Source organism: Micromonospora sp. NPDC049048, assembly GCF_043197615.1.
Lineage (GTDB): Bacteria > Actinomycetota > Actinomycetes > Mycobacteriales > Micromonosporaceae > Micromonospora.
Genome location: NZ_JBICTM010000004.1, coordinates 332,085 through 357,941 on the forward strand (window position 1 = coordinate 332,085; position 25,857 = coordinate 357,941).

Here is a 25,857-nt window from a genome sequence, read left to right on the forward strand (position 1 = left end):
CCCCACCCGACCCCGGGTAGTTCGCAGACCTCGACGAGGCGAAGCGAGGGCGCGGATGCGGAGGATCACCTGCGAGGTGCGCGACGGGTCACCCGTGACCGTCGTACGCCTGCGTGGCAGCCTCGACCTCGCCACCATGCGCACGGTGCACACCGTGCTGGACGGCTGCCTCGCGAACCAGCCCGACGCGCTCGTGGTCGACCTCGCCGACATCACCGTGCGTGACCGGCTCGCCCTCGCGGTCTTCGCCGCGGCCGCCCGCCGGGCGGCCGACTGGCCCGCGGTGCCCGTGGTGCTGTGTGCCCCGCCGGCCGAGGCGGCGACCTGGCTGGCGCAGTCGACCGCCTGCCGGTTGGTGCCCGTACGCCGGGACTGCGACGAGGCGACCCGGGTGGCGAACGCGGCAGCGACACCCCGGCTGCGGGTCCGGCTCGAACCGGTCGCGGGGGCCTGCCGGCGGGCGCGGGAACTGGTCACCGACGCGTGCGCCCGGTGGAACCTGCCCGAGGTCGCCGGTCCGGCCTCGTTGGTGCTCAGCGAGCTGGTCGGCAACGTGGTCCGGCACGCCGGGACGCCGATGCAGGTGACGCTCACCCTGCGCCGGCCGTACCTGCACGTGGCGGTGACGGACGGCAGCCGGACCTCGGTGCGGGCCCGCTGCCCCGACCTGCGGGCCGAGGGCGGCCGGGGGCTGATGCTGGTACGCGAGCTGGCCCAGCGCTGGGGCAGCTCGCCGGCCGGTGACGGGAAGGTCGTCTGGGCCATACTGCCGGCCAATTGACCGAATTTACCACTCTCGCCTGAATAACCGCTGTCGCCTGGTTTCATAGGCTGTGGGGCGGGTAGCCGCGCCGTCCTATCTGTCGTCATGGCGGGGTGAGAGTCACATGCCCAAGCGGGGAAACACCGCACCTGCACGGGACCGGGGGCCGGCGATCCTGGCGCCGGCACGCTTCGGCGGCTACCCCGGGCCGATGCGCGAGGCCCTGCCCGGCGGGAAGTTGACCAGGTTCCTGGCCACCACGGACCACAAGCAGATCGGTCTGCTCTACCTGCTGACCTCGTTCGGGTTCTTCCTGGTCGCGGGGATCCAGGCGATGCTGATGCGGGCCGAGCTGGCCCGCCCCGGCATGCAGTTCCTCTCCGCCGAGCAGTACAACCAGCTCTTCACCTCGCACGGCGCCGTCATGCTGCTGCTGTTCGCCACCCCGGCGGCGTTCGGGTTCGGCAACTACATCGTGCCGATCCAGATCGGCGCCCCGGACGTGTCGTTCCCCCGGCTCAACGCCCTCGCGTACTGGCTCTACCTGTTCGGCGGGCTGATGGTGGTCGGGGGATTCCTCACCCCGGGCGGCTCCGCCGACTTCGGCTGGACCGCGTACTCGCCGCTGAGCAGCCAGGAGCACTCCCCCGGCGTCGGCGCCAACCTGTGGGTGATCGGCCTGGTGGTCTCCGGCCTGGGCACCATCCTCGGCGCGGTCAACCTGATCACCACGATCCTCACCCTGCGCGCGCCCGGCATGACCATGTTCCGGATGCCGATCTTCACCTGGAACATGCTCTTCACCAGCGTGCTGGTGATCCTGGTGTTCCCGCTGCTCGCCGCCGCGCTGATGGCGCTCGCGGCGGACCGGCTGCTCAACGCCCACGTCTACGACCCGGGAACCGCCGGGCCGATGCTCTGGCAGCACCTGTTCTGGTTCTTCGGCCATCCCGAGGTCTACATCATCGCGCTGCCGTTCTTCGGCATCATCACCGAGATCATCCCGGTCTTCGCCCGCAAGCCGATCTTCGGCTACACCGGCCTCGTGCTGGCCACCGCCGCGATCACGGTGCTGTCGATGACCGTCTGGGCCCACCACATGTTCGCCACCGGCCAGGTGCTGCTGCCGTTCTTCAGCATCCTGAGCTACCTGATCGCGGTGCCCACCGGGGTGAAGTTCTTCAACTGGATCGGCACCATGTGGAAGGGGCAGCTCACCTTCGAGACGCCGATGCTCTTCGCGATCGGCTTCCTGGTCACCTTCCTCTTCGGCGGCCTCACCGGGGTGCTGCTGGCCAGCCCGCCCGCCGACTGGCACACCCACGACACCTACTTCGTCGTGGGCCACTTCCACTACGTGCTGTTCGGCACGGTGGTCTTCGCGCTCTTCGGTGGCTTCTACTTCTGGTGGCCGAAGATGACCGGGCGGCTGCTCGACGAGCGACTCGGCAAGGTCCACTTCTGGACGATGTTCGTCGGCTTCCACGGCACGTTCCTCGTCCAGCACTGGCTCGGCAACGAGGGGATGCCCCGCCGCTACGCCGACTACCTGCCCAGCGACGGCTTCACCGCGCTCAACACCTTCTCCAGCATCTTCGCCTTCGTGCTCGGCGCCTCCACGCTGTTCTTCATCTGGAACGCCTGGAAGTCCTGGCGTTTCGGGGCACAGGTGACCGTCGACGACCCGTGGGGCTTCGGCAACTCGCTGGAGTGGGCCACCACCTGCCCACCGCCGCTGCGCAACTTCGACCGGATGCCCCGCATCCGCTCCGAGCGCCCCGCCTTCGACGCCAAGTACGGCCCGCTCGTCGCCGACCTCGGCCGGGACCTGCCGCAGCGCACCACGAAGCCGCCGCAGGACTTCCGCGACGAGTTGCACCGCGAGAGGCACGTGCCCGAGTCGCCGTCCCTCGAGGGGGCGCACGGCGCACGGGAGGCCGCCGAGTACCAGCCGGCCCCACAGTCCGGGGCCAGGCCGGTGGACGTCCCGGAGCCGGACGAGGTGCGCCGGCCCAGCTTCGAGCAGACCGACGAGCCGGAGGAGACCCACCTCGGCGCCCAGCGGGAGCCGCAGGAGAACGACCGCTGGCGGCACCCGCGCGGGCCCGGCGACACGCCCGAGCACTGAGCGGGCGTACGCGTGGAAGGGCCGGCACCGCGTGGTGCCGGCCCTTTCGACGTGGTCAGCTCTCGCGGGCCGCCGCGAGTCCCGCCGCGGTGAGCGAGCGGCGCACGGCCGGCTGGACCCGGGTCAGCCGCAGCGGCACCCCCGTACGGGCGGCGGCCTCGCGGCCGGCCATCAGCGCGGCGATGCCGCCGGCGTCGAAGCCGCCCGCGCCGACCAGGTCGACCACCACCTCGGCGGGCTGCCCGGTCACCGCCTCCAGCATCGCGCGGCGCAGCTGGTCCGCGCCGTCGCGGTCGACCTCACCGCCGACCTCCACCACCACCCGGTCGCCGTTGTGCCGGACCGAGATCCGGGTCTTCGCCGGCTCCGACTCGGCGGCCCCGTTCTGCCACGGCGGCGGGGCGTCGGCCAGCATCGCCTGACGCAGCCAGGTCAACGCCCGCGACAGCAGCCGGGAGACGTGCATCTGGGAGATGCCGAAGCGGGCGGCGATCTCCGCCTGGGTCTGGTTGCCGTAGAAGCGCATCGCCAGGATCCGCCGTTCCCGCCAGGGCAGCCGGTGCAGCAGCCCGCTGACCGTCACCCGGTCGTCGACGGATTCCAGCGCGTTGTCGGACTCGCCGACCAGGTCACCGAACTCGGCCGAGCTCTCCCCGCCGACGGGGGCGTTCAGCGAGGCCGGGCTGTAGCCGGCGGCCGACTCCAGCGCGGCGAGGATCTCCTCCTGCGGCGTCTCCAGCCGCTCCGCCAGCTCGGCGACCGTCGGGGCCCGGGACAGCTCACTGGTCAGCGCCGACGTCGCCTGCCCCACCTCCAGGATCAGGTCGCGCAGCCGGCGCGGCACGTGCACGCCCCAGGTGCGGTCGCGGAAGTGCCGCTTGATCTCGCCGACGATGGTGATGGCCGCGTACGCGGTGAACGAGCCCCGCTCCGGGTCGTAGCGGTCGACGGCGTTGACCAGACCGAGCCGGGCGACCTGCTCCAGGTCCTCCAGCGGCTCACCACGCCCCCGGTAGCGGCGGGCCAGCCGGCCCGCGAACGGCAGGGCGAAGCGGACGAGGTCGTCGCGCGCCTCCTGGCGTCGTTCAGGCGGAAGGCCCTCGATGCGGGCCGCGTACGCCAGTGCGGCGGCGTCGAGGTCCTCCAGGCCCCGCTCGGTCGGCGGTGGTGTGGTCGTGGTGGTCTGTCCGAACATCCGCGCCTCCCTCAGGAAGGTCCCCCGCCCGGATTCAGGAACCGGTCGTGCGCGCGCGTGGTCGCACCACGCCCGGGCCGGAAAGTGGGTCACATGACTGGGATGTCAGCGGGTGACGGCGCCACGCCGGACGGCGTGATCAGGCCGTCGCAGCCAGCGGTGTTCCCGCTCCGTAGGTACTCAATCACGGGACCCGGGGTTCGCGAGGATGTTTCGAAAGGGCCGGCTCAACAGACCAGCAGGCCCTGGCCGGCGCCGCCGTCACGCAGCGCCGCGAGGGCGTCGGCGACCGTCATCGGCGGCGGCGTCGGCAGGTCGTACGGCTGCGCCCGCAGCACCTCCGTGGCCCGGCGGGTGGGCACCGAGGTGACCGGGTAGCCGCGCGCCGAGGTGCGGTCCAGCGCCCGCCGGCGGCGACCGAAGCCGGCGACGGCCAGCCACTGGGGCAGCCCGGCCAGCGCCGGCGACCGCAGGCCGGGCGGTTCGGGCAGCACGTCCACCGAGCTGAACGGCTCGCTGCCGGCGAGCCACCACTCCACCTCCTCCACGCTGCGCCGGGTGGCGTTCTCGCACCAGTACGGCACCATCCCGGCCCGCACCACCTGCCACGGGTCGAGCAGCCGGCCGCACTCCACCACCAGCCGGTCGCCGGTCTTGCCGGCGGCGCGCAGCCAGCGCCGGTACAGGTCTGCAGTCGCGGCGCTGAGCGCCTCCGGTCGTGGCACGAGAACCCGGTGCAGCGGATGCCCGTGCCGCCCCGTCCACTCCCGGACGGCGGCCTCGAAACCGGACTCCACGCCGTGTTCCGCCGGCTCGGGCGGCGAGGTGACCTCCGGCGGCTGCCAGTGCGCGCCGTCCCCGCCGGCGGAGCGGAGCACCTGGCGCAGGGCGTGGCTGTCCGGGTGGAAGTCGACCGGGTCGAGGCCGCTGCCCGGGCAGCCGACCTGGAAGCTGTGCCCCGGGGCGGAGTCGAACACCGGCCAGGTGCGGGCGTCGCCCAGCAGCAGCACCGGGGCGCCGGGCTCCAGCCGATCGGCCAGGAAGCGCGCGTACGCGGCCGGCAGGGACCGCCACCGGGCCCCCAGGGACACCGTGGCGCCGGCCAGCGCGCCCCGGCTCGCGGGGCAGTGCACCTGGCGTACGTGCAGGTCGGCGTTGCCGCCGAGGAGGCGGGCGGTGAGCGCGGCACCATGGTCCAGGGCGGCCTGCGGCCGGTCCACGGCGCCCTGCGCCCAGTGCACGGTCATCTCGAACGCCGCCGGCAGCCAGGGCACGCCGAGCGCCATCGCCAGGTGCGCGGCGGCGCCGTGCGGGGAGCCGACCAGGACCCCCGGGTAGCGGCGGCCCGGGTACTGCTCGGCGAACCAGCGGGCGACCCGGCCGGCGTCGACCTCGGCCGTCTGACCGGGGGTCAGCGCCACCCGGCCGGCCGCCCGGAGCACCGCCGCCCGGCGTACCGGCTCGGGCGCGCCGGTGAAGCGCGACAGCGGCCCCGGGTGTCCGGGGTGCCCGAGGTCGGCGCAGTCGGTCCCGCGCAGGGCCCGCGCCGTGGCGGCCACCAGCACCCGCGCCGCGCTGCCGGCGGCCACCACCCGGTCGCCCGCCAGCCCGGCACCTTCGGCCGTGAGCCCCTTGCGCACCTTGTGCACCGGCCCCACCTTGCCTCGTTCGCTCACCACGCGGCCCGGCTTCCCGTCCCGATGGGGTTCAAACAGGGCATCCCCCACCGGGCGGGACCAATCAGAAGATCCCGGGCGGGGCGGCGCCGGCCCCGCCGGACGGGGCCACGACGGCGGTCACCGCCGGCCCCGGCACGCCGGTGAGCAGGGGTTTCAGTGCCGCGGTAAGGGGCACATCTGCGCCCATGCGCACCGACGACGACGCCCCCGCGGCGGCGACCATCACGCCCTACGAGGACGGGCCGCTGCTGGTCCGGGGCGACTTCGCCCTGCTCACCCCGGACGGGGAGACCATCGACGCGAGGCGCGGCACGGTGGCGCTGTGCCGCTGCGGCAAGTCGGCGCTCAAGCCGTTCTGCGACGGTACGCACAAGGCCGTCGGCTTCCGCGCGGGCACCACCCGCGCCTCCTGACCCCACTCCCGTCACACGTGACGGTCCGGCGGTCAGGCCACGGCGGCGGGGAGGTCGGGGGCGGGATGGGGGTGGTTCCGCACCTCCATGCGCAGCGGAGCGGGGGCGCGCAGGGAGGTGCGACCGGCGGCCCAGGCGTCCAGCAGGTGCGCGGCGAAGAGCCGGTCCACCGCCAGCGCCGCGGCGGCGCCGAAGAGCACGTCCGGGGCGAGCCCCGGCTCCACCCGGACCAGTCCCCCGCACAGGTCGTGCGCGGCGATCTGCTCGTGCACGGCGTCGGCCTCGACGTGCTCGTCGTAGAAGCGGGTGGCCGCCTCGTCCAGGCCCAGGCGGCGCAGCCCGTTGCCGTAGCGGCGGTTCGGCAGCGAGGAGGTCATCTCGTACGCGGCCAGGTGCCCCAGCAGCGCCCCGCGCAGCCGCCGGTGCAACCCGAACAGCGACATGAGGTTGTTGGTGGCCAGGGTGACCGCCGGCACCGCGTCCAGGTACGCGGCGTAGCCGGTGTCCAGCCCCAGCCGGTCCATGGTCACCCGGAACAGCTCGGCGTGCATCCGGTCGAGGCGCCCGTTGCCGTACTCGTCCATCTGGATCTCGACCAGGGCGGCCTTGGCCGGCCCGCCGAGGCGCGGCAGGGCCCAGCTGTGCGGGTCGGCCTCGCGCAGGTGGTAGATCGAGCGGTGGGTGACGAACTCGCGGAACTGGGCCAGCGACGCGCGGCGTTGCAGGTGCCCGGCGAGCGACGGCCCGTCGTCGGCGGCGACCACGTCGGCCAGGGCCGCCGGTACCCCGCCGGGCAGCGGCGTCGGCAGCGGCCCCACCAGCGCCCGCACCGCCGCCTCGAAGTGCCGTTCGGCGTACGCGCGCAGCGCCAGCACGGACGGCTGCCACTCCCAGTCGTCGTCGACGCCCCGCCAGCCGCGGTAGTGCAGCTCGTAGCAGCAGAAGAGGGTGAGCTGGAGGTCCTCGTCGGTGAGCGGGTCGGCGGGGTCCAGGGCGGCGCCGAGCCCCGCCGGAAGGTCGTGCGGCGTGCGCCGCAGCGCCTCCAGCAGGGCCGCCGAGACCGGTCCACGGGGCTGCGGCAGGGGCGCGCGACCGTACGGTCGGTCGAGGGGCTCTGACAAGGTGACCTCCAGCGTCGTACTGCCCGTCCTCAGTGCCCGCCGCCGGGTGGATCAAACGACGTCGTCGGCCTGCACGGCCAGCCCGGCGAGCATCCGGTCGCGTACCCGACGGGCCGCCTCGCCCCCGGCGAACACCTCACGCAGGTCCGCGAACGCGGGCTCGGGCGGCGCCAGGCGCACCAACGGGTCGACCACCGCCTCCAGCACGCAGGGACGGTCGGCCGCCAGCGCCTCGTCCCAGGCGGCGCCCACCAGCTCCGGCCGGTCGACCCGCACCCCGTGCAGGCCGAGCAGGCGCGCCCAGCCGGCGTACGGGACATCGGGCCGGCGCCGGGTCGGGTCGATCGGCGTACGACCGCCCACGCCGGACTGGTCGCGGTTGTTGAGCACCAGCACCACCAGGCGCGGATCGCGCCACTCCTGCCAGTGGTGCGCCACGGTGACCATCTCGGCCAGTCCGTTGAGCTGCATCGCGCCGTCGCCGAGCAGGGCGATCACGGGCCGGTCCGGGGCGGCGAGCTTCGCCGACACCGCGTACGGCAGGGCGCAGCCCATCGAGCCGAGGGTGCCGCAGAGCTGCGCGTTGACGCCCGGCGGCAGGTCCAGGTGCCGGGCGTACCAGTAGAGGACCGATCCGACGTCCACCGCCACCGCCCCGCGGTGCGGCATCCGGGCGGCGAGTTCGTGCAGCACGAGCTGCGGGTTCACCGGCTCGGCGGGGGCGGCGATCCGTTCGGCCCGCTCGGCCCGCCAGCGGTCGACCGAGGCCTCGACGGTTTCCCGCCATCGGGCGTTCGGCCTGTCGGGCACCCTGTCCAGCAACGCCCGCAGCGTCTCCTGGGCGTCGCCGACGAGCGGGACGTCGACCGGATAGTGGGCGCCGAAGCGGCGGCCGTCGATGTCGATCTGGATCGTGCGGGTCTGCCCCGGCATCGGGAAGTAGTCCGTCCACGGGTTGTTCGTGCCGACCAGCAGCAGCGTGTCGCAGCCGCCCATCAGCTCGGCGGCGGCCGTCGTGCCGACCTCGCCGAGCACGCCCGCGTGGAAGGGCAGCCGCTCGTCGAGCACCGGCTTGCCCAGCAGCGAGGCCGCCACCCCGGCGCCGAGCCGCTCGGCGAGGGCGACGATCTCACCTGCCGCGCCCCGGGCACCCTGCCCGACCAGGATCGCGGTCCGCTGGCCGTTGCCGAGCAGTTGGGCGGCGGCGTCCAGGTCGACGGCGTGCGGCAGTACCCGGGCCAGCGGCTCCCCCGGCGACGCCGAGAGCACCCCGGCCGCGTGGGACGGCAGGTCGGGCACCACGGCCTCCTGCAACTGGCGCGGCAGCACCACGCAGACCGGGCTGCGGGTGGCGGCGGCGGTACGGAACGCCTGGTCGAGCAGGGCCGGCACCCCGTCGGGCAGGCGGCCGTACTGGACGAACTGGTTGCACACGTCGGCGAACAGCCGGCTCAGCCCGATCTCCTGGTGGGCGCCGCCGAGCGGGCCGGCGACGTCCTCGCCGACGATCGCCACCACCGGCTTGTTGTCCAGCTTGGCGTCGTAGAGGCCGTTGAGCAGTTGCACCGCGCTCGGCCCCTGGGTGGCCAGGCAGACCCCGATCCCGCCGGTGAACTTGGCGTGCCCGGTGGCCATGTAGGCGGCGGTCTCCTCGTGCCGGGCCGGCACGAACGCCGGGTCCCCGCCCGAGGCGTCCAACGCCTCGACCACCGGGGCGACGGCCGCTCCGGGGTAGCCGAAGACCCGGGGCACCTGCCAGGCCCGCAGCCGCTCGACCACCAGGTCGGCCACCGTACGCTCAGCCACCGCCGCGCCCCGGCGTCGCGGCGTCGACGTACCGCAGCACCGCGCCGACGCCGTCGGTCAGCTCCGGCGCCTCGTCCGGGCCCAGCACGGTCAGTTCGGCGTCGGTGCCGACCAGCGCGCGCACGAGGGCGGCATCGGCACGGACCTTCTCCGGATCGCGTACGGACATGGCGGCGAGCTGCCCCGGGTCGGTGGCGATCTCGGTGGGGTCCGGCCCGATCCAGAGTTCCCCGCTGGCGGACGGGTCGTCGACGATGAGCATCGTCTCGACCTGGTTGCGTTGCAGGGCGGACACGACGGCGTCCAGCCCGGCGCCGACGTCCTCCTGCATGCCGAAGCGGTCCAGCGCGGCGGTGATCCGCTGGTCGGCGACCTCGGCGATGGTCTGCACGGTGAGGTCGTCGAGCAGGCTCTGGTCGGCGCCGCCGGCCCGGGACCCGGCGTCCGTACGGACCACCACGTCCTGCCAGCGCGGCGGCATCTGGGCGGCGATCATCCCGGTGGCGCGCACGTCGCCGGCGACCACCACCACCTCGGCGCCGACCTTCTCGGCCAGCTCCACCGTCGCCGCGGTGACGTCACCGGCGTTGTGGTGCCAGGCCTCCATGGCGGCGCGCTGGTACCGGGACTGCGACCAGCCGCCGGGCTGCACCCGGCGCAACTGGAAGTCCTCCCGGCCGGTCACGTGGGCGCGGCGCGGCACGCCGCCCGCGCTGATCGCCATGGCGTCGGCGCCGGTCCGGTCGGCCAGCACCCGCACCCAGGCCACCTGCTCGCCGCGCTGCGCCAGCAGCGGCATCACGTGCGGCAACGGGGTGTACGCGGCGAGGTCCCGCAGCGGCGGCGCGGAGAGGTACTCCGACAGCACCACCCGGCCCCGGGCGCCGAAGACCGCCAGACCGTAGTCCCCCGGCATCGGGTCGTGCTCCCGGACGACGCGCTCGACGGCATCGATGGTGCCCGAGTCGGCGCGCTGCTGCTGGAGTTGTTGGCGCAGGGCCCGCCAGCGCAGATCGAGCGCCGGGTGGGCGTCCTGGGTGTTGGCGGACGCGTCCAGGTACACCGAGACCCACGGTCCCGGCCGGTCGTAGAGCGGGCGCAGGAAGGACAGCTGCATGCTCGACCCCTTTCCAGCTCGGCCCCCCGCTTACCCGCGCCGCTGCCGTTGTCACCTGACCGCCGCGAGCGCGTGACGGGGTTTCATTCATGTCGTTCAACCCGAATGGCCGATACCATGAGTGAACGCAAGCGGACTCTGGGTGGTTTAGATGGACAGTGACCTGCACATCCGGCGGATCGTCCACCCGACCGAACGGATCGTCACGGGACGGATCGTGCGGTTGATGGACGGCTACCCGCGCGAGGTGCGCATCGGTCAGCCGGTGCTGGTCGCCGTGCTCGCGGCGGCCGGGATCGCCGGGCTACTGGTGGCGCTGGTGCGCTCCCTGCTCTCCGCCGGCTCCGGCGCGACCCGACGACGGTTCAAGGACCTGAAGAAGGGCCCCGAATACCTGGTCACACCGGTGCGGCTGCGCACCGGCGCCGGGCAGCTCTGCGAGGTCGAGCTGCACGGGCACCTGCCGCAGAGCGCCCTGCACCCGGCCGACCACGTGCAACTCACACTGCGCCGCCAGGGTGACCCGGACCTGCCGCCGAAGATCGAGCGGATCGTGAACCTCACGACGGGTCAGCTGCTCACCCCGCGTACCGCCACCCTGTGGTCGCACCTCGGGCCGCCGCTGCTGCTCCAGGCGGTGCTGGGCGCGCTGCTGGTCGCCGTCCTGGTGACCTGGTCGGCGCTGACCTGACGGCCAGTTCCCCGCCTGGCCGGGCCGCCTCCCGCCGGGCCGCCGCGTCGCCGCCGCCGCTGGCGCTGGCGCTGCCGGGAAGCGTGGGGCGTTGCGAGCGGGCGGCCGGCGCGTTTCCGGCGCCGCGCGGGCGGGCACGGTCGCAGCCATGTTCGAGGGGTTCACGCTGGAACACATCGACGTCGGCGAGGTCCGGCTGCGGGTACGCCACGGCGGCTCGGGGCCACCCGTGGTGCTGCTGCACGGGCATCCGCGCACCCACGCGACGTGGCACCGGGTCGCGCCACTGCTCGCCCGCGAGCACACCGTCATCTGCCCGGACCTGCGCGGTTACGGCGGCTCGTCGAAGCCGCCGAGCGACCCCGGGCACACCACGTACGCCAAGCGGGCCATGGCCGGCGACGTGGTCGGCCTGCTCGACGCGCTCGGGCACGACCGCGCGGCGGTGGTGGGGCACGACCGGGGCTGCTACGTGGCGATGCGCACGGCGCTGGACCACCCGGAGCGGGTCAGCCGGCTGGGCGTGCTCGACGGGGTGCCGATCGGGGAGGCACTGGCCCGCGCCGACGCCCGCTTCGCGGCCCGCTGGTGGCACTGGTTCTTCCTCGGCCAGTCGGACAAGCCGGCGGAGCGGGTGATCACCGCCGACCCCGATGCCTGGTACGGCGGGTCGCCGGCCGCCATGGGCGAGGAGGCGTACGCCGACTACCGCCGGGCCATCCACGACCCGGCGACGGTGCACGCGATGTGCGAGGACTACCGCGCCGGACTCGGCCCGGACCGGGCGGCCGACGACGCCGACCGGGCCGCCGGGCGGCGGATCGCCTGCCCGGTGCTGTTCTGCTGGTCGGAGCGCGACGACATGGTCGACCTGTACGGCGACCCGGCGGCGATCTGGCGGGACTGGGCCGACGACGTGCGGGTGGCCGCGATCGACTCGGGCCACCACATGGCCGAGGAGGCCCCGGAGCAGCTCGCCGCCGCGCTGGGCGATTTCCTCGCCGGTTGACCCACCCGGCAGCCAGCCAGCCGGTGACCCGGTCGCCGGACCGGCCTGCCCGCCGATGACCCGGCGGCGGGTCGGGTGGCCGGTCAGCCGACGGGGGTCAGCGGGCGATCCGGCTCGCCGGCGGTGCGCAGCATGCCGCGCCGCGCCGCCCACCGCTCGAAGAACAGGGTGGCGAACGGCGGCACGGCGCAGGCCAGCGCCACGAGGGTGGGCCAGGGCCGCCACCGGTGCACCCGGGCCATCGCGAGGACCAGCAGCCCGTACGCGACGAAGAGCGCGCCGTGGATCGGGCCGAAGATCTGTACGCCGATCTCGTTGCCCGGAGGGCCGTACTTGACGGCCATGCCGACGAGCAGGGCCAGCCAGGAGCAGGCCTCGGCGATCGCCGCCGCCACGAAGAGCCGGGTGATCTTCTCGCGCATTGTCACTCCCCCACCGGTTGCCGCACATGCTAACCACCCCGCCGCGCGCACCTGCCGCACAACCGGTGAAGGCGACAGGGATCACCCGGGCCCCCGGTGGGTACGTACAAGAAGCTTCGGGTCTTCCCCGGCCCGCCCCGGGCGTGCGAGGTTAGGGGGACCAACGGTGACAGGGCGGTGACCATGGGCGAGGACGTCGGGGTGCGGACCTTCAGTCGCGAGGACCGGGCCCGCTACCGCGAGAAGGTACGGCGGTGCCTGGACGTCTTCGCCGAGATGCTCCGCGAGTCCCGGTTCGACGTCGAGCGGCCGATGACCGGCCTGGAGATCGAGCTCAACCTGGTCGACGACGACTCGATGCCGGCCATGCGCAACGCCGACGTGCTGGCCGCCATCGCGGACCCGAGCTTCCAGACGGAGCTGGGCCAGTTCAACGTCGAGATCAACGTGGCGCCGCGGCGGCTGGCCGGCACGGGCACCGGCGAGTTCGAGCAGAGCGTGCGCGCCAGCCTCAACGCCGCCGAGACCAGGGCGCGGGGCGTGGGCGCGCACATGGTGATGATCGGCATCCTGCCGACGCTGCGCCCGGAGCACCTGACCGCCGAGACGCTGTCGGCCAATCCGCGCTACGCGCTGCTCAACGAGCAGATCTTCGCCGCCCGCGGGGAGGATCTGCGGATCGCCATCAACGGCGTGGAACGGCTGGCGGTCACCGCCGACACCATCACCCCGGAGGCGGCCTGCACGAGCACCCAGTTCCACCTCCAGGTCAGCCCGGCCCAGTTCGCCGACTACTGGAACGCCGCGCAGGTGATCGCCGGTATCCAGGTGGCCCTGGGCGCGAACTCGCCGCTGCTGTTCGGCCGGGAGTTGTGGCGGGAGACCCGCATCCCGCTGTTCCAGCAGGCCACCGACACCCGGCCGGAGGAGATCAAGGCCCAGGGCGTACGCCCGAGGGTGTGGTTCGGCGAGCGGTGGATCACCACGGTGTTCGACCTGTTCGAGGAGAACGTCCGCTACTTCCCGGCGCTGCTGCCGGTCTGCGACGCGGAGGATCCGGCCGAGGCGCTGGCTCGCGGGGACGTGCCGAAGCTCGCCGAGCTGCGCCTACACAACGGCACCGTCTACCGCTGGAACCGCCCCGTGTACGACGTGCTGAAGGGCCGCCCGCACCTGCGGGTGGAGAACCGCGTGCTGCCGGCCGGGCCGACGGTGCTCGACACCGTCGCCAACGGCGCCTTCTACTTCGGGCTCGTCCGGGCCCTGGCCGAGGCCGACCGGCCGCTGTGGTCGCAGATGTCGTTCAGCGCGGCCGAGGAGAACTTCACCGCCTGCGCCCGGTACGGCATCGACGCCCAGGTCTTCTGGCCCGGCCTCGGCTACCTCCCGGTCACCGAGCTGGTGCTGCGCCGGCTGCTCCCCCTGGCCCACCACGGGCTGGACCGGTGGGGCCTGGAGCCGGGCGAGCGGGACCGGCTGCTCGGCATCATCGAGCAACGGTGCCTGACCGGGCGCAACGGCGCGAGCTGGCAGGTGGAGACCCTGCACCGGCTGGAGTCCGCCGACCATCTCGACCGGCCGGAGGCGCTGCGCGAGGTGGTACGGCACTACGTGACGCTGATGCACAGCAACCGGCCGGTCCACGAGTGGCCCATTCCCTGACCGCCGTCACGTCAGTACGGGGCCCAGCACGGCGGTCGCCCAGCGTTCAGGTAGCCGGGCCGATGGTGCCGAGCGCCCTGTCGAGCTGATGTCGTAAACGATTCACGGTCGGCGAAGTCAGCTGCGTCGCCCACGCGCGGAGGCCACCGAGCAGTGGGTCCTGCTTCTCGTCCCCCGGCGGGTCCACGCCTGCCCCGGCCGCTGCGAGGAGCCCACCATGCCTGCACCGAGCCGAGGCGGCCACGGGATCAGGGGCATCGGCTGAATCGTCTACGACATCAGCTCGACAGGGACAGAGAGGCATCACCACGGCGGTGGTCGCCGAGCACCCCTTCGGGGAGACATCGTCCTCGACTCAACCGGGGCGAGGCGGGGCGGAGAGGGCGGGGCGGAATTGCGCACGATGGAAGAACCCGGGTGGTGGCCGTCCCCCGATGATGAAGCGCGGACATCGATCCGCGCCAATTCGGTCCGGGGCGCCGTGCGCGCGTCCATCTCGATCGGTGGCCCACCGAGGCGGATTCGTGGCCACGACGCCGATCGTGGTCACCAGTGCCGTCGCGGGCGCCGGCTTCCCCCTTCCCGACCGGCCCCTCCTACCCCCGAGGAGCGCATGTGACGCAGACCCAGAGGTCTTCCCCGCGACCCGACGCGCCCGTCCGACTCGATTCCGACACCGCCCGGGTCGGGACGTCCGCGTTCGTCAACGGGCACTTTCCGCGACGGCGCGGTCTGATCATCCTGCTCAGCGTCCTCGGCGGGTTCCTGCTGACCGTCATCTGGTCGGCGGAGTTCGTGGACCGGACGATCGGCGACAACGTCGCCAACACGCTGCTCGGCCACGACGCCAAGGAGACGCCCATCCAGGGCATCGCGGCCGGCATCCTGTTCGCGTTCGTCTCCGGCATCGCGGGCACGTTCACCGCCTGCAACATCGCCGCGTTCGGCGCCCTGGCCCCGCTGACCGGCACCACGGGCAGCCGCCTCAGCCGGATCGTCACGCCGCTGAAGCCGCTGGGCTGGATGTCGGTGGGCATGATCACCGTGTCGGCCGTCTACGGCGCGATCGTCGGCCTCGTCGGCACGTCGATGCCGCAGTTCTCCACCGCGCCCAACTCCCCCGGCGGGCTGTCGCCGAGGAGCATCCAGTCCATGGTGGTCTTCGGCGCGATCGGGCTCATCATGATCTACCTCGGGCTGGCCGCGCTCGGCGTCGTACCGGACCCGTTCGCCCGCATCGCCCGGCGGTTCCCCAACGCCCCGATGGTCTTCATGGGCGCCCTGATCGCCGGCTTCCTGATCGGCCGGCCCTTCGCGCTGTTCCGGCAGATGTTCCGCGACGCCGCCGAGAGCGGCAACCCGCTCTACGGCGCGGCGGCGTTCACACTCCAGTCCATCGGCAACATCGTCATCATGGCGGTGCTGTTCCTGCTGCTGGCCTGGCTGGCCGGCTCGCGCCTGCAACGCTGGTTCAGCGCCCGGCCGAGCCGCCTGGCGGTGCTGACCGCGGTCGCGTTCATCGTCGCCGGCGCCTTCACGTTCCTCTACTGGGACGTACGGCTGCTCGCCCGCCGCGAGATCATCCCCTGGTATCCGACGGCCCCCTGGGCCTGAGCCTGTGTCGACGAGGCCCGGGGGTGTTCGCCGCCCCCGGGCCGAGTCGCGGCGCGCCGCCCTCCCGCTCAGACCTTGAGGACGACCTTGGTGCAGTCGTCCTGCTTCTTCTGGAAGATCCTGTACGCCTTGGCGGCGTCCTTCAGCGGCATCCGGTGGCTGACGATGAAGCTGGGGTCGATGTCGCCGCGCTGGATGCGTTCGAGCAGCGGACGGGTGTAGCGCTGCACGTGGCACTGGCCGGTACGCATGATCAACGACCGGTTCATGAGCGCGCCCATCGGGAACTTGTCGACGAAGCCCCCGTACGCGCCGATCACCGAGACCACGCCTCCGCTGCGGCACGCCAGGATCGCCTGGCGTAGCGCGAACGGCCGCTCCGTCTCGAGCCGGGCGGCCTGCTTGGCCCGGTCGTACGCGTACACGGCGGCGTTGCCGTGGTGCCCCTCCAGGCCGACGGCGTCGATGCAGGCGTCCGGCCCCCGGCCGGCGGTCATCGCGTTGAGCGCGTCGAGCACGTCGGTGTCGTCGTAGTTGATGGTCTCCGCGCCGGCGTGCTCCTCGGCGAGCCGCAACCGGTACGGGTACCGGTCGATGACGATCACCCGCTCCGCGCCGAGCATCCGGGCGCTGGCGGCGGCGAGCAGTCCCACCGGGCCGGCGCCCCACACGGCGATGACGTCGCCGGGCTTGATGTCGCACATCTCCGCGCCCATGTAGCCGGTGGGCAGGACGTCGGCAAGCAGCACCGCCTGCTCGTCCGGCACCTCGTCGGGCACCTTGATCGGGCCGACGTCGGCGAACGGCACGCGGGCGTACTCGGCCTGGCCGCCGGCGTAGCCGCCGAGCAGGTGGGAGTAGCCGAAGATGCCGGCCGGCGAGTGACCCATGATCTTCTCGGCCACCCCGGCGTTGGGGTTGGAGTTCTCGCACACCGAGTAGAGGCCACGCTGGCAGGAGGAGCAGTGGCCGCAGGCGATGGGGAACGGCACCACCACCCGGTCGCCGGGGCGCAGGTTGCGTACCTGCGGTCCGACCTCCACCACCTCCCCCATGAACTCGTGGCCGAGGATGTCGCCCTTGCGCATGTCGGGGATGTAGCCGTGGTAGAGGTGCAGGTCGGAGCCGCAGATCGCGGTGGAGGTGACGCGTACGATCGCGTCGCGGGCGTTCATGATGCTCGGATCGGGCACGTCGACGACCTTGACGCTGTCCCTGCCCATCCAGGCGGTGGCCTTCATCCTTCGTCCTCTCGGTGGCGGGCGGTCAGCGGCGGCCGGTCGGCACCGGCTGGGCGGGGCGTTGCATGACCTGCTGGCGCACGGAGGTGCCGTCGGGGCTGCCCTCGGAGCGGACCACCTCACCGGTCTCCACCACCTGCTTGAACCGGCGCAGGTCGTCGCGGACCTGCTGCTCGGGTTCCTCGCCGAAGAGCTTCGCCACCGCCCGGCCGAGCGCGCCGGCCGGCGGGGCGTAGCGCAGCCGTACGCGCACCTCGGTGCCTCGGTCGCCCGGCGCGGGCACGAACCGCACCCGCCCGGCGTTGGGCACCCGGGTGCCGGGCATCGAACGCCAGGCGAGCGACCGGTTCGGCTGGTCGTCGATGATCTCCGCGTCCCACTCGACCCGCCGGCCGGCCGGCCCGCGCGCGGTCCAGTGCGACCGACGCAGGTCCTCGGCGCGCACCGACTCCAGGTGGGACATGAACCGGGGCAGGTTCTCCAGGTCCCGCCAGAACCGGTACGCCTCGGCCGGGGAGCGGTTGACGGTGACCGCCACCTCCATGTCGATCATCCGGCGGCGTGCGGCCCGGGCCCGCCCGGCGCGTACGGCGGCGACCAGGTCCACGGCGGCGATGCCGGCGACGGCGGCGGTGGTGAGGGCGGTCCGCCGGCGCCGCTCGCCGCATCCGCCCGCCCAGGCCCGGGCGAGCAGGGTGAGGTCCAGCGCGTCGCCGGCCACCCGCGTCCACGTCCAGCCGACGGGCCGGCGGCCGGCGAGCAGCCCGGCCGCGTGGGCCAGCTCGCGGGCGGCCACGGCGGGGATGACCGTACGCGCGGCGGGTGAGTCGTCCACGCCGGTCAGCCGGGCCAGCACGCGGGGGGCCAGCAGCCCACCGGCGCCGAGGGCGAGGCTGAGCACGCCCAGTGCCCGGGTCAGCCCGGCACCCTCGGCGTGTCGCTCCCGCGGGTCCAGCAGCATCGGTTCGGTCTCGTCCACGTCGCACCACCGTCAGCTCGTCCTGACCCGCACAGGGCGGGGCCCGGCGGCGGACAGCCGCCACTCCTGACGCTATGCGCAGCACAGGCCCGACGAGCCGGAATCGGGACAGAACGCCACGGAACATGGCAGATTGGCGCGCCCGCATCGCGAACCTGCTCCCGCCGCGCCGCAATTGAGGGGTATGGCAATCGGTCGATGGCTTGTAGCGTGGCCCTCCTCACCCACCCCAGGAGGGAAGTGATCATGCGCTCGGTCACCGTTCGCGTCCTCGGCGCCCTCAGTGCGAGCTTGCTCAGCGCCACCATCGGCGTCCTGGCGGTCGCCGCGCCGGCCCAGGCAGCGGCCCGCGACGGCGTCTGCAACTCCGGCGAGTTCTGCTTCTACTACAACAGCGACCACGCGGGCTCGGTCTCCGACCACGCCGGCTCGCTGTCCGACTACGGCACGACCCAGCCGGGCTGCTACGAGTTCAAGGGCGCCGGCAGCGGCAAGGGCCAGTGCATCAAGAACAACGCGGCCTCGGCGTGGAACCGCACCGGCAAGACGGTGCGGGTCTACTACAACACCGGTTACAACGGCTCCCACGCGTACCAGGACTTCGCGGCCGGGGCGAAGAAGAACCTCAACTCCACGCTGAAGAACAACAACGCCTCGCACCGGCTGATCTCCCCCGGGACCACCTACCCGGCGAAGGACGACTACCCCTACAAGGGCCAGACCTCGGGCATCGACCCCTGGAACTTCTACAAGGGGCAGTGCACCAGCTTCGTGGCGTGGGCGCTGCGCAGCCGGGTCGGCGTCGCCTTCCACAACCAGTACAAGGGTCAGGCGCGGTGGGGCAACGCCAAGGAGTGGGTGGCCGCCGCCGGACGCGCCGGTGTGCCGGTCTACAACAGCCCGAAGGCCGGTGACGTCGCCGTGCGCCTGGGCGGCACCTACGGTCACGTCGCCTTCGTGACGAAGGTAAACGCGAACGGCACCTTCGAAATCGACGAATACAATTACGTTTCGGCGGACAAGTACAGCCACCGGACCGTCTCGGTGGGCACCGCCAACAACCAGTTCTCGAAGTTCATCCGCTTCAAGTGACCGGTTGTTTCGGAGGGGAGTTTCCCCGCCGATGACGCGCACCGCCGCGCAGAGCCCCGGCCAATGGCCGGGGCTCTGCCGTCAGTTACCTGTCACGCCGGGGAGAGACCCTCCGCGAAGTCGTAGAGGCTCTTGATGTCGTTGTCGAAGTACGGGCCGTCGAACTGCCCGTTGCCCGGGTTGTCGCCGTGGCTCACGACGCTGTTGATGTATCCGAGACCGTTCTGGTCGTTGTATTCCTGCAACCAGGGACCGCCGCTGGATCCGTAGGTCATGTTGCACCACATCCGGATCTGCTGGCCGCCCGCGTGCCAGGTGCCGCTCTGGCAGTAGTACTGGCTCTCGCCGCCGCCCAGGTTGGACGGATAGCCGAGGGCCGTCACGAGGCTGATGTTGTAGCCCCAGTTCCAGCGCATGCCGTGGCCGCCGACGGTCTGCACGACCTTCAGGCCCCAGTTTCCGCCGTTGTGCATGATGGCGATGCCCATGTCCTCGTCGTGGTTGCTGCTGTTGGTCCACGCCGTACGGGCCGTGAGCTGGTAGGCCACGAACGTGCCGAACGGGCGCGCCCCGTTGCGGTAGCGCGGCACGAACTGCCAGTTGCGGTACCACTGCCCGCCGGCGCCCTGGTGCACGCAGTGCCCGGCGGTCATGACCAGTCGCGCCTTGCCGCTGGCGACCGCGCTCGCCGAGCACGAGGCGCCACCGCCACTGGGGGTGGTGAAGTAGACCTTGCCGACGACGGCCGACTCGTTGAGCTGGATGCCCACGTCAGAGCCGCTGGCGACACTCGGTCGACGCGGCGCGACGGAGCCCGCCGGCCCGTCGGGCTTCGGCGCCCGGTCCAGCGACGCGGTGGCGTTCGCGGGCTTCGCGATGTCGAGGTCGACGGCGCTCGCCATGCGTTCCGGCGTCCAGTACCTGGCGACCTCGGCGGCGATCGCCTTGTTGGTGATCGCACGACCGTCCCTGGTACGGGCGACGGTGGTGGTGTTGCCGTTCTTCTCGACCGTGCTCGGCTTCGCCTGGGCGACCGCCGAGCCGGTCAGGACCAGCGCGAGCGCCATGCTGACCGATGTGGACCAGCGCAGGATTGATCTCAAGAGTTGCCCCCCTATTTCGGGTACTCCATTACGGACCAGCGAAACGTTACGAAGGAAGACGACTTGGAGAGCTACCGCTCCGGTGCACTGCGAATCACCAGCCTGGTGGAGGAGTCGCTCGACGTCCAGGAAGACGGTCAGACTGGGGTGACTCGCATGGTCGCTGCGGTGGATGCCGTTCAGGGCGGTGCCGCCATGTCCGCGCGGTTGCGCTACACCCGACTCTGGGTGCGTGAGGACGGCACCTGGCGGGTGCTGGCCGCCACCTTCGTCCCGGTCTGAGGGACGTCTCGTAACTGGGTGAAGGCGTTGCCTGGCATCGGGCCGGTGGTCAGCCGGCGAGGATGATTTTTCGAGCACTTTTATCCTGAGCTTGCAGGTCAGCGCGATGCGCCCCCGGCCCACCTGCGCACCGGTGACACCTACGCCTGCCTCGCCGCCGGATCCGCCGTCGGGGCCACCACCGCGTGGCACCACGCACAGGATGTGATCGTCAACAAGAAGTGACCCTTGCCTCTTTATTGGTCAGTCTCTATCGTTGCTGGAAAGCGCTTTCCCGTCCCGGTGCTCATGCCTGAAAGGTGAACTCAGATGAGACGCAAAGTCGCCACGCGGTGGCTGGCCGGTGGTGCCACCGCGGTCGCAGGTGCCGTCGTCGCCCTGGCGCTGCAGATTCCCAACGCCTCGGCCGCCACGAACCTGAGCCTCGGCGCCGGCGCTGACGGCTCCAGCAAAGCCAGTGGTACCAGCTATGGCAACGTCATCGACGGCAACCCCAGCACCTACTGGTCGCCGAGCGGTTCGACCGGCACGGTCTCGGTCAAGTGGGGCAGCGCCACGACGGTGTCCTCGGCCGCCATCGTGCAGGCCTCGGGCGGCGGCTCGATCAGCGGCTGGCAGCTCAAGAACCACGACACGGGCTCCGTCCTGGCCAGCGGCAGCAGCGCCCCAGGCACCATCAACTTCTCCTCGACGTCGCTGAAGAAGATCTCCTTTGTCATCACCAGCGCGTCCGGCACCCCACGGATCGCCGAGTTCGAGACGTACTCCAGCGGCGGGTCGACCCCGACCACCAGTCCGACCAGCGGCCCGACGGCCAACCCGACCAGCAACCCGGGCGCGCCGACTGGTGCGTGGCCGTCGTCGGCCGGCTCGGTGAGCATCTCGGGCACGGTCAGCGTCTCCGGCACCTTCGACGGCGGGATGAAGACGTACTGCTGCATCGGTGACGGTGGGCAGGGCGAGTCGCAGGACCCGATGTTCAAGATCGCCAATGGTGGCACGCTGCAGAACGTCATCCTCGGTTCGCCCGCCGGTGACGGCGTGCACTGCGAGGGCACCTGCACACTGCGCAACGTGTGGTGGAACGACATCGGTGAGGACGCCGCCACCTTCAAGCAGACCAACGGCGGTACCTCCTACGTCATCGGTGGCGGCGCGCGTAACGGCAGCGACAAGACCTTCCAGCACAACGGCAACGGCACGGTCAACATCTCCGGCTTCTACCTCAAGGGGTCCGGCAAGCTGTACCGCGCCTGTGGCAACTGCTCCACCTCGCACACCCGTCACGTGCGTATCGACAACGTCCTCGTCGACGACATCGACATGCTCGCCGGCATCAACAGCAACTGGAACGACACCGCGACGATCACTCGCGTGGTCGTAATCGGCTCGGCCACCATCTGCGGCAAGTACAAGGGTGTGCCCAAGGGCAGCGAACCCAGCTACCTCGGTGAAGGCTGGAACGACGCCAACTGCAAGGTCACCAGGAGTGACGTCACCTTCCGGTAGTCACTAGACACGTTTGTTCGCGAAGGGGCACCCGCCGCCAGGCGGGCGCCCCTTCGGTGTCCGTCGTACGGGGGCGAGCTCACTGAACCCGTGCTCCACTTCGGCGGCATTCTGATGTCTTCGAAGCCATAGACTCTCCCTGTCAAGGGAGGGCCCGGCCCTTCAGGCCGGGCGAGGATCGCAACTCTACGGTCCCGCTCCGCGTGGCGTGCGATGCGCCGGCGCGCGGCGTGGACGCTTTCGAGGGCACGGATGCCTACAGGCCTGATCGTGATGAGGAAGGCTCGGATCCGGTTTCTGTTTGGTTGACACAGAAACTTTCTGGGTGGATCGTGGCATCGATGTAGATAACTCTGCTCCTGGGTTTGAACCGAGCTTCGGTCTCTCCCCGAGCGCCATCCCGGAAGGACACTCATGCGCAGGTCCGCCTACCGAATCGCCTCAGGTCTCGCCGCCGCCCTGCTCACCATGCTGACCGCGACGCTGTCGGCGTCGCCGGCCGCTGCCGGCGAACCGTTTCAGAGCCCCGACACGGGCCTGGTCTTCTACTCGAGCTACCCGACCGAGGTGGTCGGCAGGCAGGCCACGCCTGACGGCGTCTGCCGTCAGGTCCCGGCCGACGCGACCTGGCTGCTGGCCTGGAGCGGTGGCTTCCGGAGCGTCCCCGGCTACCGGACCCCCGACTGCAGCGGTCAGGCCTCTGAGCTCAACAACTTCCACAGTTGGCCGAAGGGCTCTTACCTCACCTACAAGGCCAGTTGACCAGTGCTTTCCTGTGGTCGTTCGCGGGCGGCCGGGAAGGCGGCGGGATCACCTGCTGGAGTGCCAGTTCCTGGTTGACGCCGAGTGGCGTGTGGGGCGCCGCCAGCAGACGACGACCCCACGCCTTTCCTACCGTTGTCGTCGGACGGTTCGCGTCAGTAGATTCGGCCGCTAGAAAGGTTGATGCAGCTGGTGTTGCTGTTCACCAGGCACTCCTCCCCGGTGATCTTCGTGACGTTTCCGGCGAAGTTGAACTCTTTGGTGACGGTCTTGCCGTACCCACTGGTGTTCCCCACGTGCTCGTGCCGCGTGCCGCCGTCGTTGTAACTGGCAGTAAGGCCTACGACGGCCGAGTAACCGTCGGATTTGGTGTCCTTGAGCTTCACCTCCACGTACAGGCGCCCGCCGGACCACCACCAGGTGCCGTAAGCCCAGGCGCCGGCGACGTCACCGGGAGTGCCGGTCAGGTCCCAGCCGGTGGCCGCCTGGGCGGGTGCCGGGGCAATGGCCACCGCACCGAACGTCGTGACTGTCGCTGCGGTCAGGGCGGCGACGAACCGGCGCATCCTCATGTCGTACCTCCATCTGAATCGGTTTGTCCGGAATACTTTCGCAACGTTCCGCGGTGGGCGCGTCAACCGACGAGTTGGCCTTCCGCTAGTACCGGCGCGGTACGGACACATGGACGCCTACTGCCGTCGTTGCACCTGTAGCCGCCGAGCACCGGTCCTACATGGACCGCTACACCGCTGCGATGATCGCGAGGCGCGTGCCGTGCCGGCCTTTGACCGGTACGCCGAGATCGAGGTCCACGCCGGGGTGTTCGGCGGACGACCGCCATGACCTCGAAGGAGCCGCAGCCGCAAGATCTGTGGACCCCTCGTACCCGGCTGACCTGAACGACCAGAGCACCGTGGGATGTGCGAGTTCCACAAGCAGTTATCGCGCTTCAACGTCGAGGGACGGCGCCTCCGGCGAGATACACCGGAACATGTTGGGTTCGGGCTCGTATCGCCGCGTCGGCTCGGGGTGCAACATTGACTGGAAGCCGTTGCTCAACCTCTGGAAGCGGAAAGAAGGCGACATCTTCCAGTTCCTGCCCAGGCAGGTCGATGCCCTCAAGGCCGTCGAGTGTTCCGCAGTCGAAGGTGAAGTGGATCAGAGCGCGGGGCCGCTGGCCTGCGGCAGGCGCCCAGTCCACGACGAGAAGATCACCCGCATCGACAGCCAGCCCCAGTTCCTCGCGGACCTCGCGGGTGCAGGCTTCATGCGGATACTCGTCCTTTTCCACGTACCCGCCTGGGAAGGCCCAGTGATCGCGGTACGTGGGTTTCACGAGTAGAACTTTTCCTACCGGGTCTGTGATAAGCGCTCCTGCGGCAGCATGGAAGGCGGGCAGGTTGGCATACCAGGTGGCGGGATCCGTCCAGGTCACCTTGCGACGCTAGCCGCCGTGTCTCCGTGTTGTCTCGCCGTCAGTTGTGCGTTCTGCCAGCCGGAAGATGCACAAGGAGGCCGTTGACCTGGGGTATTGCCCTGTGGGGGGTGAGCGCGGTGATGAGTTCGTGGACGCGGTGGGCCACGCGGGCGGAGTGGATGCCCGGCGCGTACCCCGCCAGCTCGCGCCCCCGGTCGCAGGCGGCGTCGATGTCCCCGGCACGAGCATGGATCGTGGCAATGAGCGCGGTGTGTAGGGCACGTGTTCGGGCGTTCTGATCGGCGAGCATGACGGCGCTGGGCGCGTGTCGCAGGGCCTGTCGACACAGGCGCAGGTCGCTCAGACACCGTAGCGCCGCGCCAGCGAAGTGAGCCGCGCTGAAGTAGGAAGCCCACCGAGGGCAGTTGCCCGCATCCATCCTGTCCAACGCACGCTCGGCCTTTGCCAGGGCGCTTTGACAGGCACGCCGTTCGCCCGAGCCGCCGTATGCGCTGGCGGCGGTCGTGTACAACCGGGCACGGACTGCGGCGGGAGCGCGGCCTGCTCCGTCGATAGCGGCCTCGGCGAGTCGTGCAGCATCTTGAGCGTGCCCGAGGTACACGGCCTGCGTGGCGAGGTTGGCGAGCAGATGGGCGCCGTACAGGCGGTCGTCGGCAGCCTTGGCGAGCCGTAGGGCGACCGTCAGAAGCCTTTGGGCGGCGGGGTGGTTGCCTGCGTCGTAGGACATGAAGGCGAGCTGGCCGGAGAGCGTTGCGACTGCGCGCATGAGATTGCGCCCAGTGGCGTCCGTGTAGTTGCCACGCAGCATGGGGGAGACCTGGCGCGTCAGTAGATCGATCATGATCGCCCGGGTGCGCGGCGAACCGCCCCCGTGGCGTCGATCGAGCTCCGTGAAGTGGTCGGCGAGGGCATACAGGGAATCGATGTCAGCAGTCGTGACCGGCTGCCGGCCGCTGTTCGCCACCGTCTCGTCCGGGAGGTCGTACCGCCAGGCGAGCGCAGCATGCAGGGCTACGTCGTTCTGGAACGCCCCGGTTGCTTGCGGGGAGAGTTGCTCGGCAAGCATCGCCCAGAGTTGCTCGGCGGTCTCGACAGCGTGATTGGGAGAACGAGGGTAGCTGGCGTTCGTGGTGACATTTCTGGCCGTGAAGCCGAGTTCTGCTGCGGTAACGGAACGGCCGAGCTTTCGGGCGAACGTCTTGGCCATGGCGTCTTGGACGTGCTCGGCCGGGCGACGCCCTCGGAGCCACCAGTACACGCTGGCAGCGTCGTAGCGCCAGGCGCCGTGGATGCGACCCGCGTGGTTGAGCTGACGCGCGAAGGCGGCGTGGGCGTTGCCATAGCCGGCGGCGCGAAGCAGAGCCTCGAACGCCGTATTCGTGACCGGCCGCGCCATGAATGAGCCTCCAGGTATCGAGCGACTACCAGCAGTGACGAGCCTATGTGGCTACTGCGGCACCGTGGGGCCCCGCGCAACCCGGCGCAACACCGCACCGAGGGTGACGCAACCAGACGCATCGCTCGCCATCTGGTCCGGCGCCCAACAGTCGACTTCGCTGGCCTCAGGAACCTGCGAGCGCGGCGACAGGGTGCTTCCACCTGTCGCCGCGCTCCTCGATCGAGGGGAGATAGGGATGCAGGGCGACGAGTCGGCGAGTCGGGGCGAGCAGGTGGAGGCGACGGAGCGGGAGGCGGCCAAGCGACGCCTCCTGGATCAGGCCGAGGCGGAGCGCGTACCGGTGGAGGAAACCACCCGGGCGGTGCCGGACCGGCGGTGGCGGCGTGACCAGCGCTGACGAGCCCATCGGTCGGCGCGTGGCGCGCTGGCGGG

General features: G+C 71.5%; 24 protein-coding genes and 1 pseudogene. 13 read left to right on the forward strand and 12 right to left on the reverse strand.

Features of this window, described 5'->3' with window-relative positions; translation table 11 throughout:
• The first annotated feature begins 55 nt into the window (after positions 1-55).
• Together ACGFIG_RS16185 and ctaD are read left to right on the forward strand one after the other, a co-directional pair.
• Complete coding sequence (locus ACGFIG_RS16185) at positions 56-781, forward strand: ATP-binding protein (RefSeq protein WP_393003479.1); 726 nt, start codon at positions 56-58, stop codon at positions 779-781.
• A 106-nt stretch (positions 782-887) separates the two neighbouring features.
• The gene (gene ctaD, locus ACGFIG_RS16190) at positions 888-2,891 is read left to right on the forward strand and encodes a cytochrome c oxidase subunit I (protein ID WP_393003481.1); all 2,004 of its coding nucleotides are present in this window, start codon (positions 888-890) and stop codon (positions 2,889-2,891) included.
• A gap of 55 nt (positions 2,892-2,946) precedes the next feature.
• Here the strand turns inward: ctaD and ACGFIG_RS16195 are convergent, their stop codons facing one another.
• Together ACGFIG_RS16195 and ACGFIG_RS16200 are read right to left on the reverse strand one after the other, a co-directional pair.
• A complete protein-coding gene (locus ACGFIG_RS16195) occupies positions 2,947-4,086 on the reverse strand; it encodes a SigB/SigF/SigG family RNA polymerase sigma factor (protein WP_393003483.1) in 1,140 nt (379 codons plus the stop codon).
• Between the two features lie 227 nt (positions 4,087-4,313).
• Positions 4,314-5,735, reverse strand: a complete 1,422-nt coding sequence (locus ACGFIG_RS16200) for a hypothetical protein (protein ID WP_393003784.1) — start codon at positions 5,733-5,735, stop codon at positions 4,314-4,316.
• A 215-nt stretch (positions 5,736-5,950) separates the two neighbouring features.
• Here ACGFIG_RS16200 and ACGFIG_RS16205 point away from each other — a divergent pair, with 215 nt between their 5' ends.
• On the forward strand, positions 5,951-6,178 hold the full coding sequence (locus ACGFIG_RS16205) for a CDGSH iron-sulfur domain-containing protein (protein ID WP_393003485.1): 228 nt from the start codon (positions 5,951-5,953) through the stop codon (positions 6,176-6,178).
• Positions 6,179-6,210: 32 nt separating this feature from the next.
• Here the strand turns inward: ACGFIG_RS16205 and ACGFIG_RS16210 are convergent, their stop codons facing one another.
• From ACGFIG_RS16210 to ACGFIG_RS16220, 3 genes are read right to left on the reverse strand one after another with little or no spacing between them, the layout of a single operon-like run.
• Entirely contained in the window at positions 6,211-7,299 is a 1,089-nt protein-coding gene (locus ACGFIG_RS16210) for an iron-containing redox enzyme family protein (protein WP_393003487.1), read from the reverse strand.
• A gap of 51 nt (positions 7,300-7,350) precedes the next feature.
• Positions 7,351-9,105: a thiamine pyrophosphate-binding protein gene (locus ACGFIG_RS16215; protein WP_393003489.1), complete on the reverse strand. Its 1,755-nt coding sequence runs from the start codon at positions 9,103-9,105 to the stop codon at positions 7,351-7,353.
• Positions 9,098-10,222 carry a Vms1/Ankzf1 family peptidyl-tRNA hydrolase gene (locus ACGFIG_RS16220; protein ID WP_393003491.1) on the reverse strand — a complete coding sequence of 375 codons (1,125 nt, stop codon included), beginning with the start codon at positions 10,220-10,222 and terminating at the stop codon, positions 9,098-9,100. The genes ACGFIG_RS16215 and ACGFIG_RS16220 overlap by 8 nt, the downstream gene beginning before the upstream one ends.
• Positions 10,223-10,373: 151 nt before the next feature.
• Here ACGFIG_RS16220 and ACGFIG_RS16225 point away from each other — a divergent pair, with 151 nt between their 5' ends.
• Positions 10,374-10,913 carry a hypothetical protein gene (locus ACGFIG_RS16225; RefSeq protein ID WP_393003493.1) on the forward strand — a complete coding sequence of 180 codons (540 nt, stop codon included), beginning with the start codon at positions 10,374-10,376 and terminating at the stop codon, positions 10,911-10,913.
• 148 nt (positions 10,914-11,061) lie between these two features.
• Positions 11,062-11,922, forward strand: coding sequence for an alpha/beta fold hydrolase (locus tag ACGFIG_RS16230; protein ID WP_393003495.1), 861 nt, complete (start codon positions 11,062-11,064; stop codon positions 11,920-11,922).
• Positions 11,923-12,005: 83 nt separating this feature from the next.
• Here ACGFIG_RS16230 and ACGFIG_RS16235 read toward each other — a convergent pair whose 3' ends face one another.
• Complete coding sequence (locus ACGFIG_RS16235) at positions 12,006-12,344, reverse strand: DUF3817 domain-containing protein (RefSeq protein ID WP_393003497.1); 339 nt, start codon at positions 12,342-12,344, stop codon at positions 12,006-12,008.
• Between the two features lie 183 nt (positions 12,345-12,527).
• Here ACGFIG_RS16235 and ACGFIG_RS16240 point away from each other — a divergent pair, with 183 nt between their 5' ends.
• Entirely contained in the window at positions 12,528-14,006 is a 1,479-nt protein-coding gene (locus ACGFIG_RS16240) for a glutamate--cysteine ligase (RefSeq protein ID WP_393003786.1), read from the forward strand.
• A 615-nt stretch (positions 14,007-14,621) separates the two neighbouring features.
• On the forward strand, positions 14,622-15,620 hold the full coding sequence (locus tag ACGFIG_RS16245; protein ID WP_393003499.1) for a hypothetical protein: 999 nt from the start codon (positions 14,622-14,624) through the stop codon (positions 15,618-15,620).
• Between the two features lie 68 nt (positions 15,621-15,688).
• Here ACGFIG_RS16245 and ACGFIG_RS16250 read toward each other — a convergent pair whose 3' ends face one another.
• Entirely contained in the window at positions 15,689-16,861 is a 1,173-nt protein-coding gene (locus tag ACGFIG_RS16250; RefSeq protein WP_393003501.1) for a zinc-dependent alcohol dehydrogenase, read from the reverse strand.
• A gap of 25 nt (positions 16,862-16,886) precedes the next feature.
• Positions 16,887-17,840 carry an SRPBCC family protein gene (locus ACGFIG_RS16255; RefSeq protein WP_393003503.1) on the reverse strand — a complete coding sequence of 318 codons (954 nt, stop codon included), beginning with the start codon at positions 17,838-17,840 and terminating at the stop codon, positions 16,887-16,889.
• A gap of 246 nt (positions 17,841-18,086) precedes the next feature.
• Here ACGFIG_RS16255 and ACGFIG_RS16260 point away from each other — a divergent pair, with 246 nt between their 5' ends.
• The gene (locus ACGFIG_RS16260; RefSeq protein WP_393003505.1) at positions 18,087-18,932 is read left to right on the forward strand and encodes a CHAP domain-containing protein; all 846 of its coding nucleotides are present in this window, start codon (positions 18,087-18,089) and stop codon (positions 18,930-18,932) included.
• Between the two features lie 92 nt (positions 18,933-19,024).
• Here the strand turns inward: ACGFIG_RS16260 and ACGFIG_RS16265 are convergent, their stop codons facing one another.
• Positions 19,025-19,999, reverse strand: coding sequence for a trypsin-like serine peptidase (locus ACGFIG_RS16265; protein WP_393003507.1), 975 nt, complete (start codon positions 19,997-19,999; stop codon positions 19,025-19,027).
• Positions 20,000-20,038: 39 nt separating this feature from the next.
• Between ACGFIG_RS16265 and ACGFIG_RS16270 the strand changes: the two genes are divergently transcribed.
• The 4 genes and pseudogenes from ACGFIG_RS16270 (at position 20,039) to ACGFIG_RS16285 (ending at position 22,588) form a co-directional block, all read left to right on the forward strand.
• Positions 20,039-20,317 (forward strand): nuclear transport factor 2 family protein, encoded by a 279-nt coding sequence (locus tag ACGFIG_RS16270; protein ID WP_393003509.1) that lies wholly within the window; start codon positions 20,039-20,041, stop codon positions 20,315-20,317.
• A gap of 117 nt (positions 20,318-20,434) precedes the next feature.
• Positions 20,435-20,527 (forward strand): annotated as a pseudogene (locus ACGFIG_RS16275) (IS5/IS1182 family transposase); the annotation flags it as partial.
• A gap of 99 nt (positions 20,528-20,626) precedes the next feature.
• A complete protein-coding gene (locus ACGFIG_RS16280) occupies positions 20,627-21,826 on the forward strand; it encodes a pectate lyase (RefSeq protein WP_393003511.1) in 1,200 nt (399 codons plus the stop codon).
• Positions 21,827-22,240: 414 nt separating this feature from the next.
• Complete coding sequence (locus tag ACGFIG_RS16285) at positions 22,241-22,588, forward strand: hypothetical protein (protein WP_393003513.1); 348 nt, start codon at positions 22,241-22,243, stop codon at positions 22,586-22,588.
• Positions 22,589-22,743: 155 nt separating this feature from the next.
• On the opposite strand, the gene ACGFIG_RS16290 is transcribed toward ACGFIG_RS16285, so the two are convergent.
• From ACGFIG_RS16290 to ACGFIG_RS16300, 3 genes are all read right to left on the reverse strand, one after another.
• A complete protein-coding gene (locus ACGFIG_RS16290) occupies positions 22,744-23,154 on the reverse strand; it encodes a hypothetical protein (protein WP_393003515.1) in 411 nt (136 codons plus the stop codon).
• Between the two features lie 383 nt (positions 23,155-23,537).
• Positions 23,538-24,023: an NUDIX domain-containing protein gene (locus tag ACGFIG_RS16295; protein ID WP_393003517.1), complete on the reverse strand. Its 486-nt coding sequence runs from the start codon at positions 24,021-24,023 to the stop codon at positions 23,538-23,540.
• Between the two features lie 40 nt (positions 24,024-24,063).
• The gene (locus ACGFIG_RS16300) at positions 24,064-25,422 is read right to left on the reverse strand and encodes a hypothetical protein (protein WP_393003519.1); all 1,359 of its coding nucleotides are present in this window, start codon (positions 25,420-25,422) and stop codon (positions 24,064-24,066) included.
• A gap of 238 nt (positions 25,423-25,660) precedes the next feature.
• On the opposite strand from ACGFIG_RS16300, the gene ACGFIG_RS16305 reads away from it, so the two are divergent.
• Positions 25,661-25,822, forward strand: coding sequence for a hypothetical protein (locus tag ACGFIG_RS16305; RefSeq protein WP_393003521.1), 162 nt, complete (start codon positions 25,661-25,663; stop codon positions 25,820-25,822).
• Positions 25,823-25,857 lie beyond the last annotated feature (35 nt).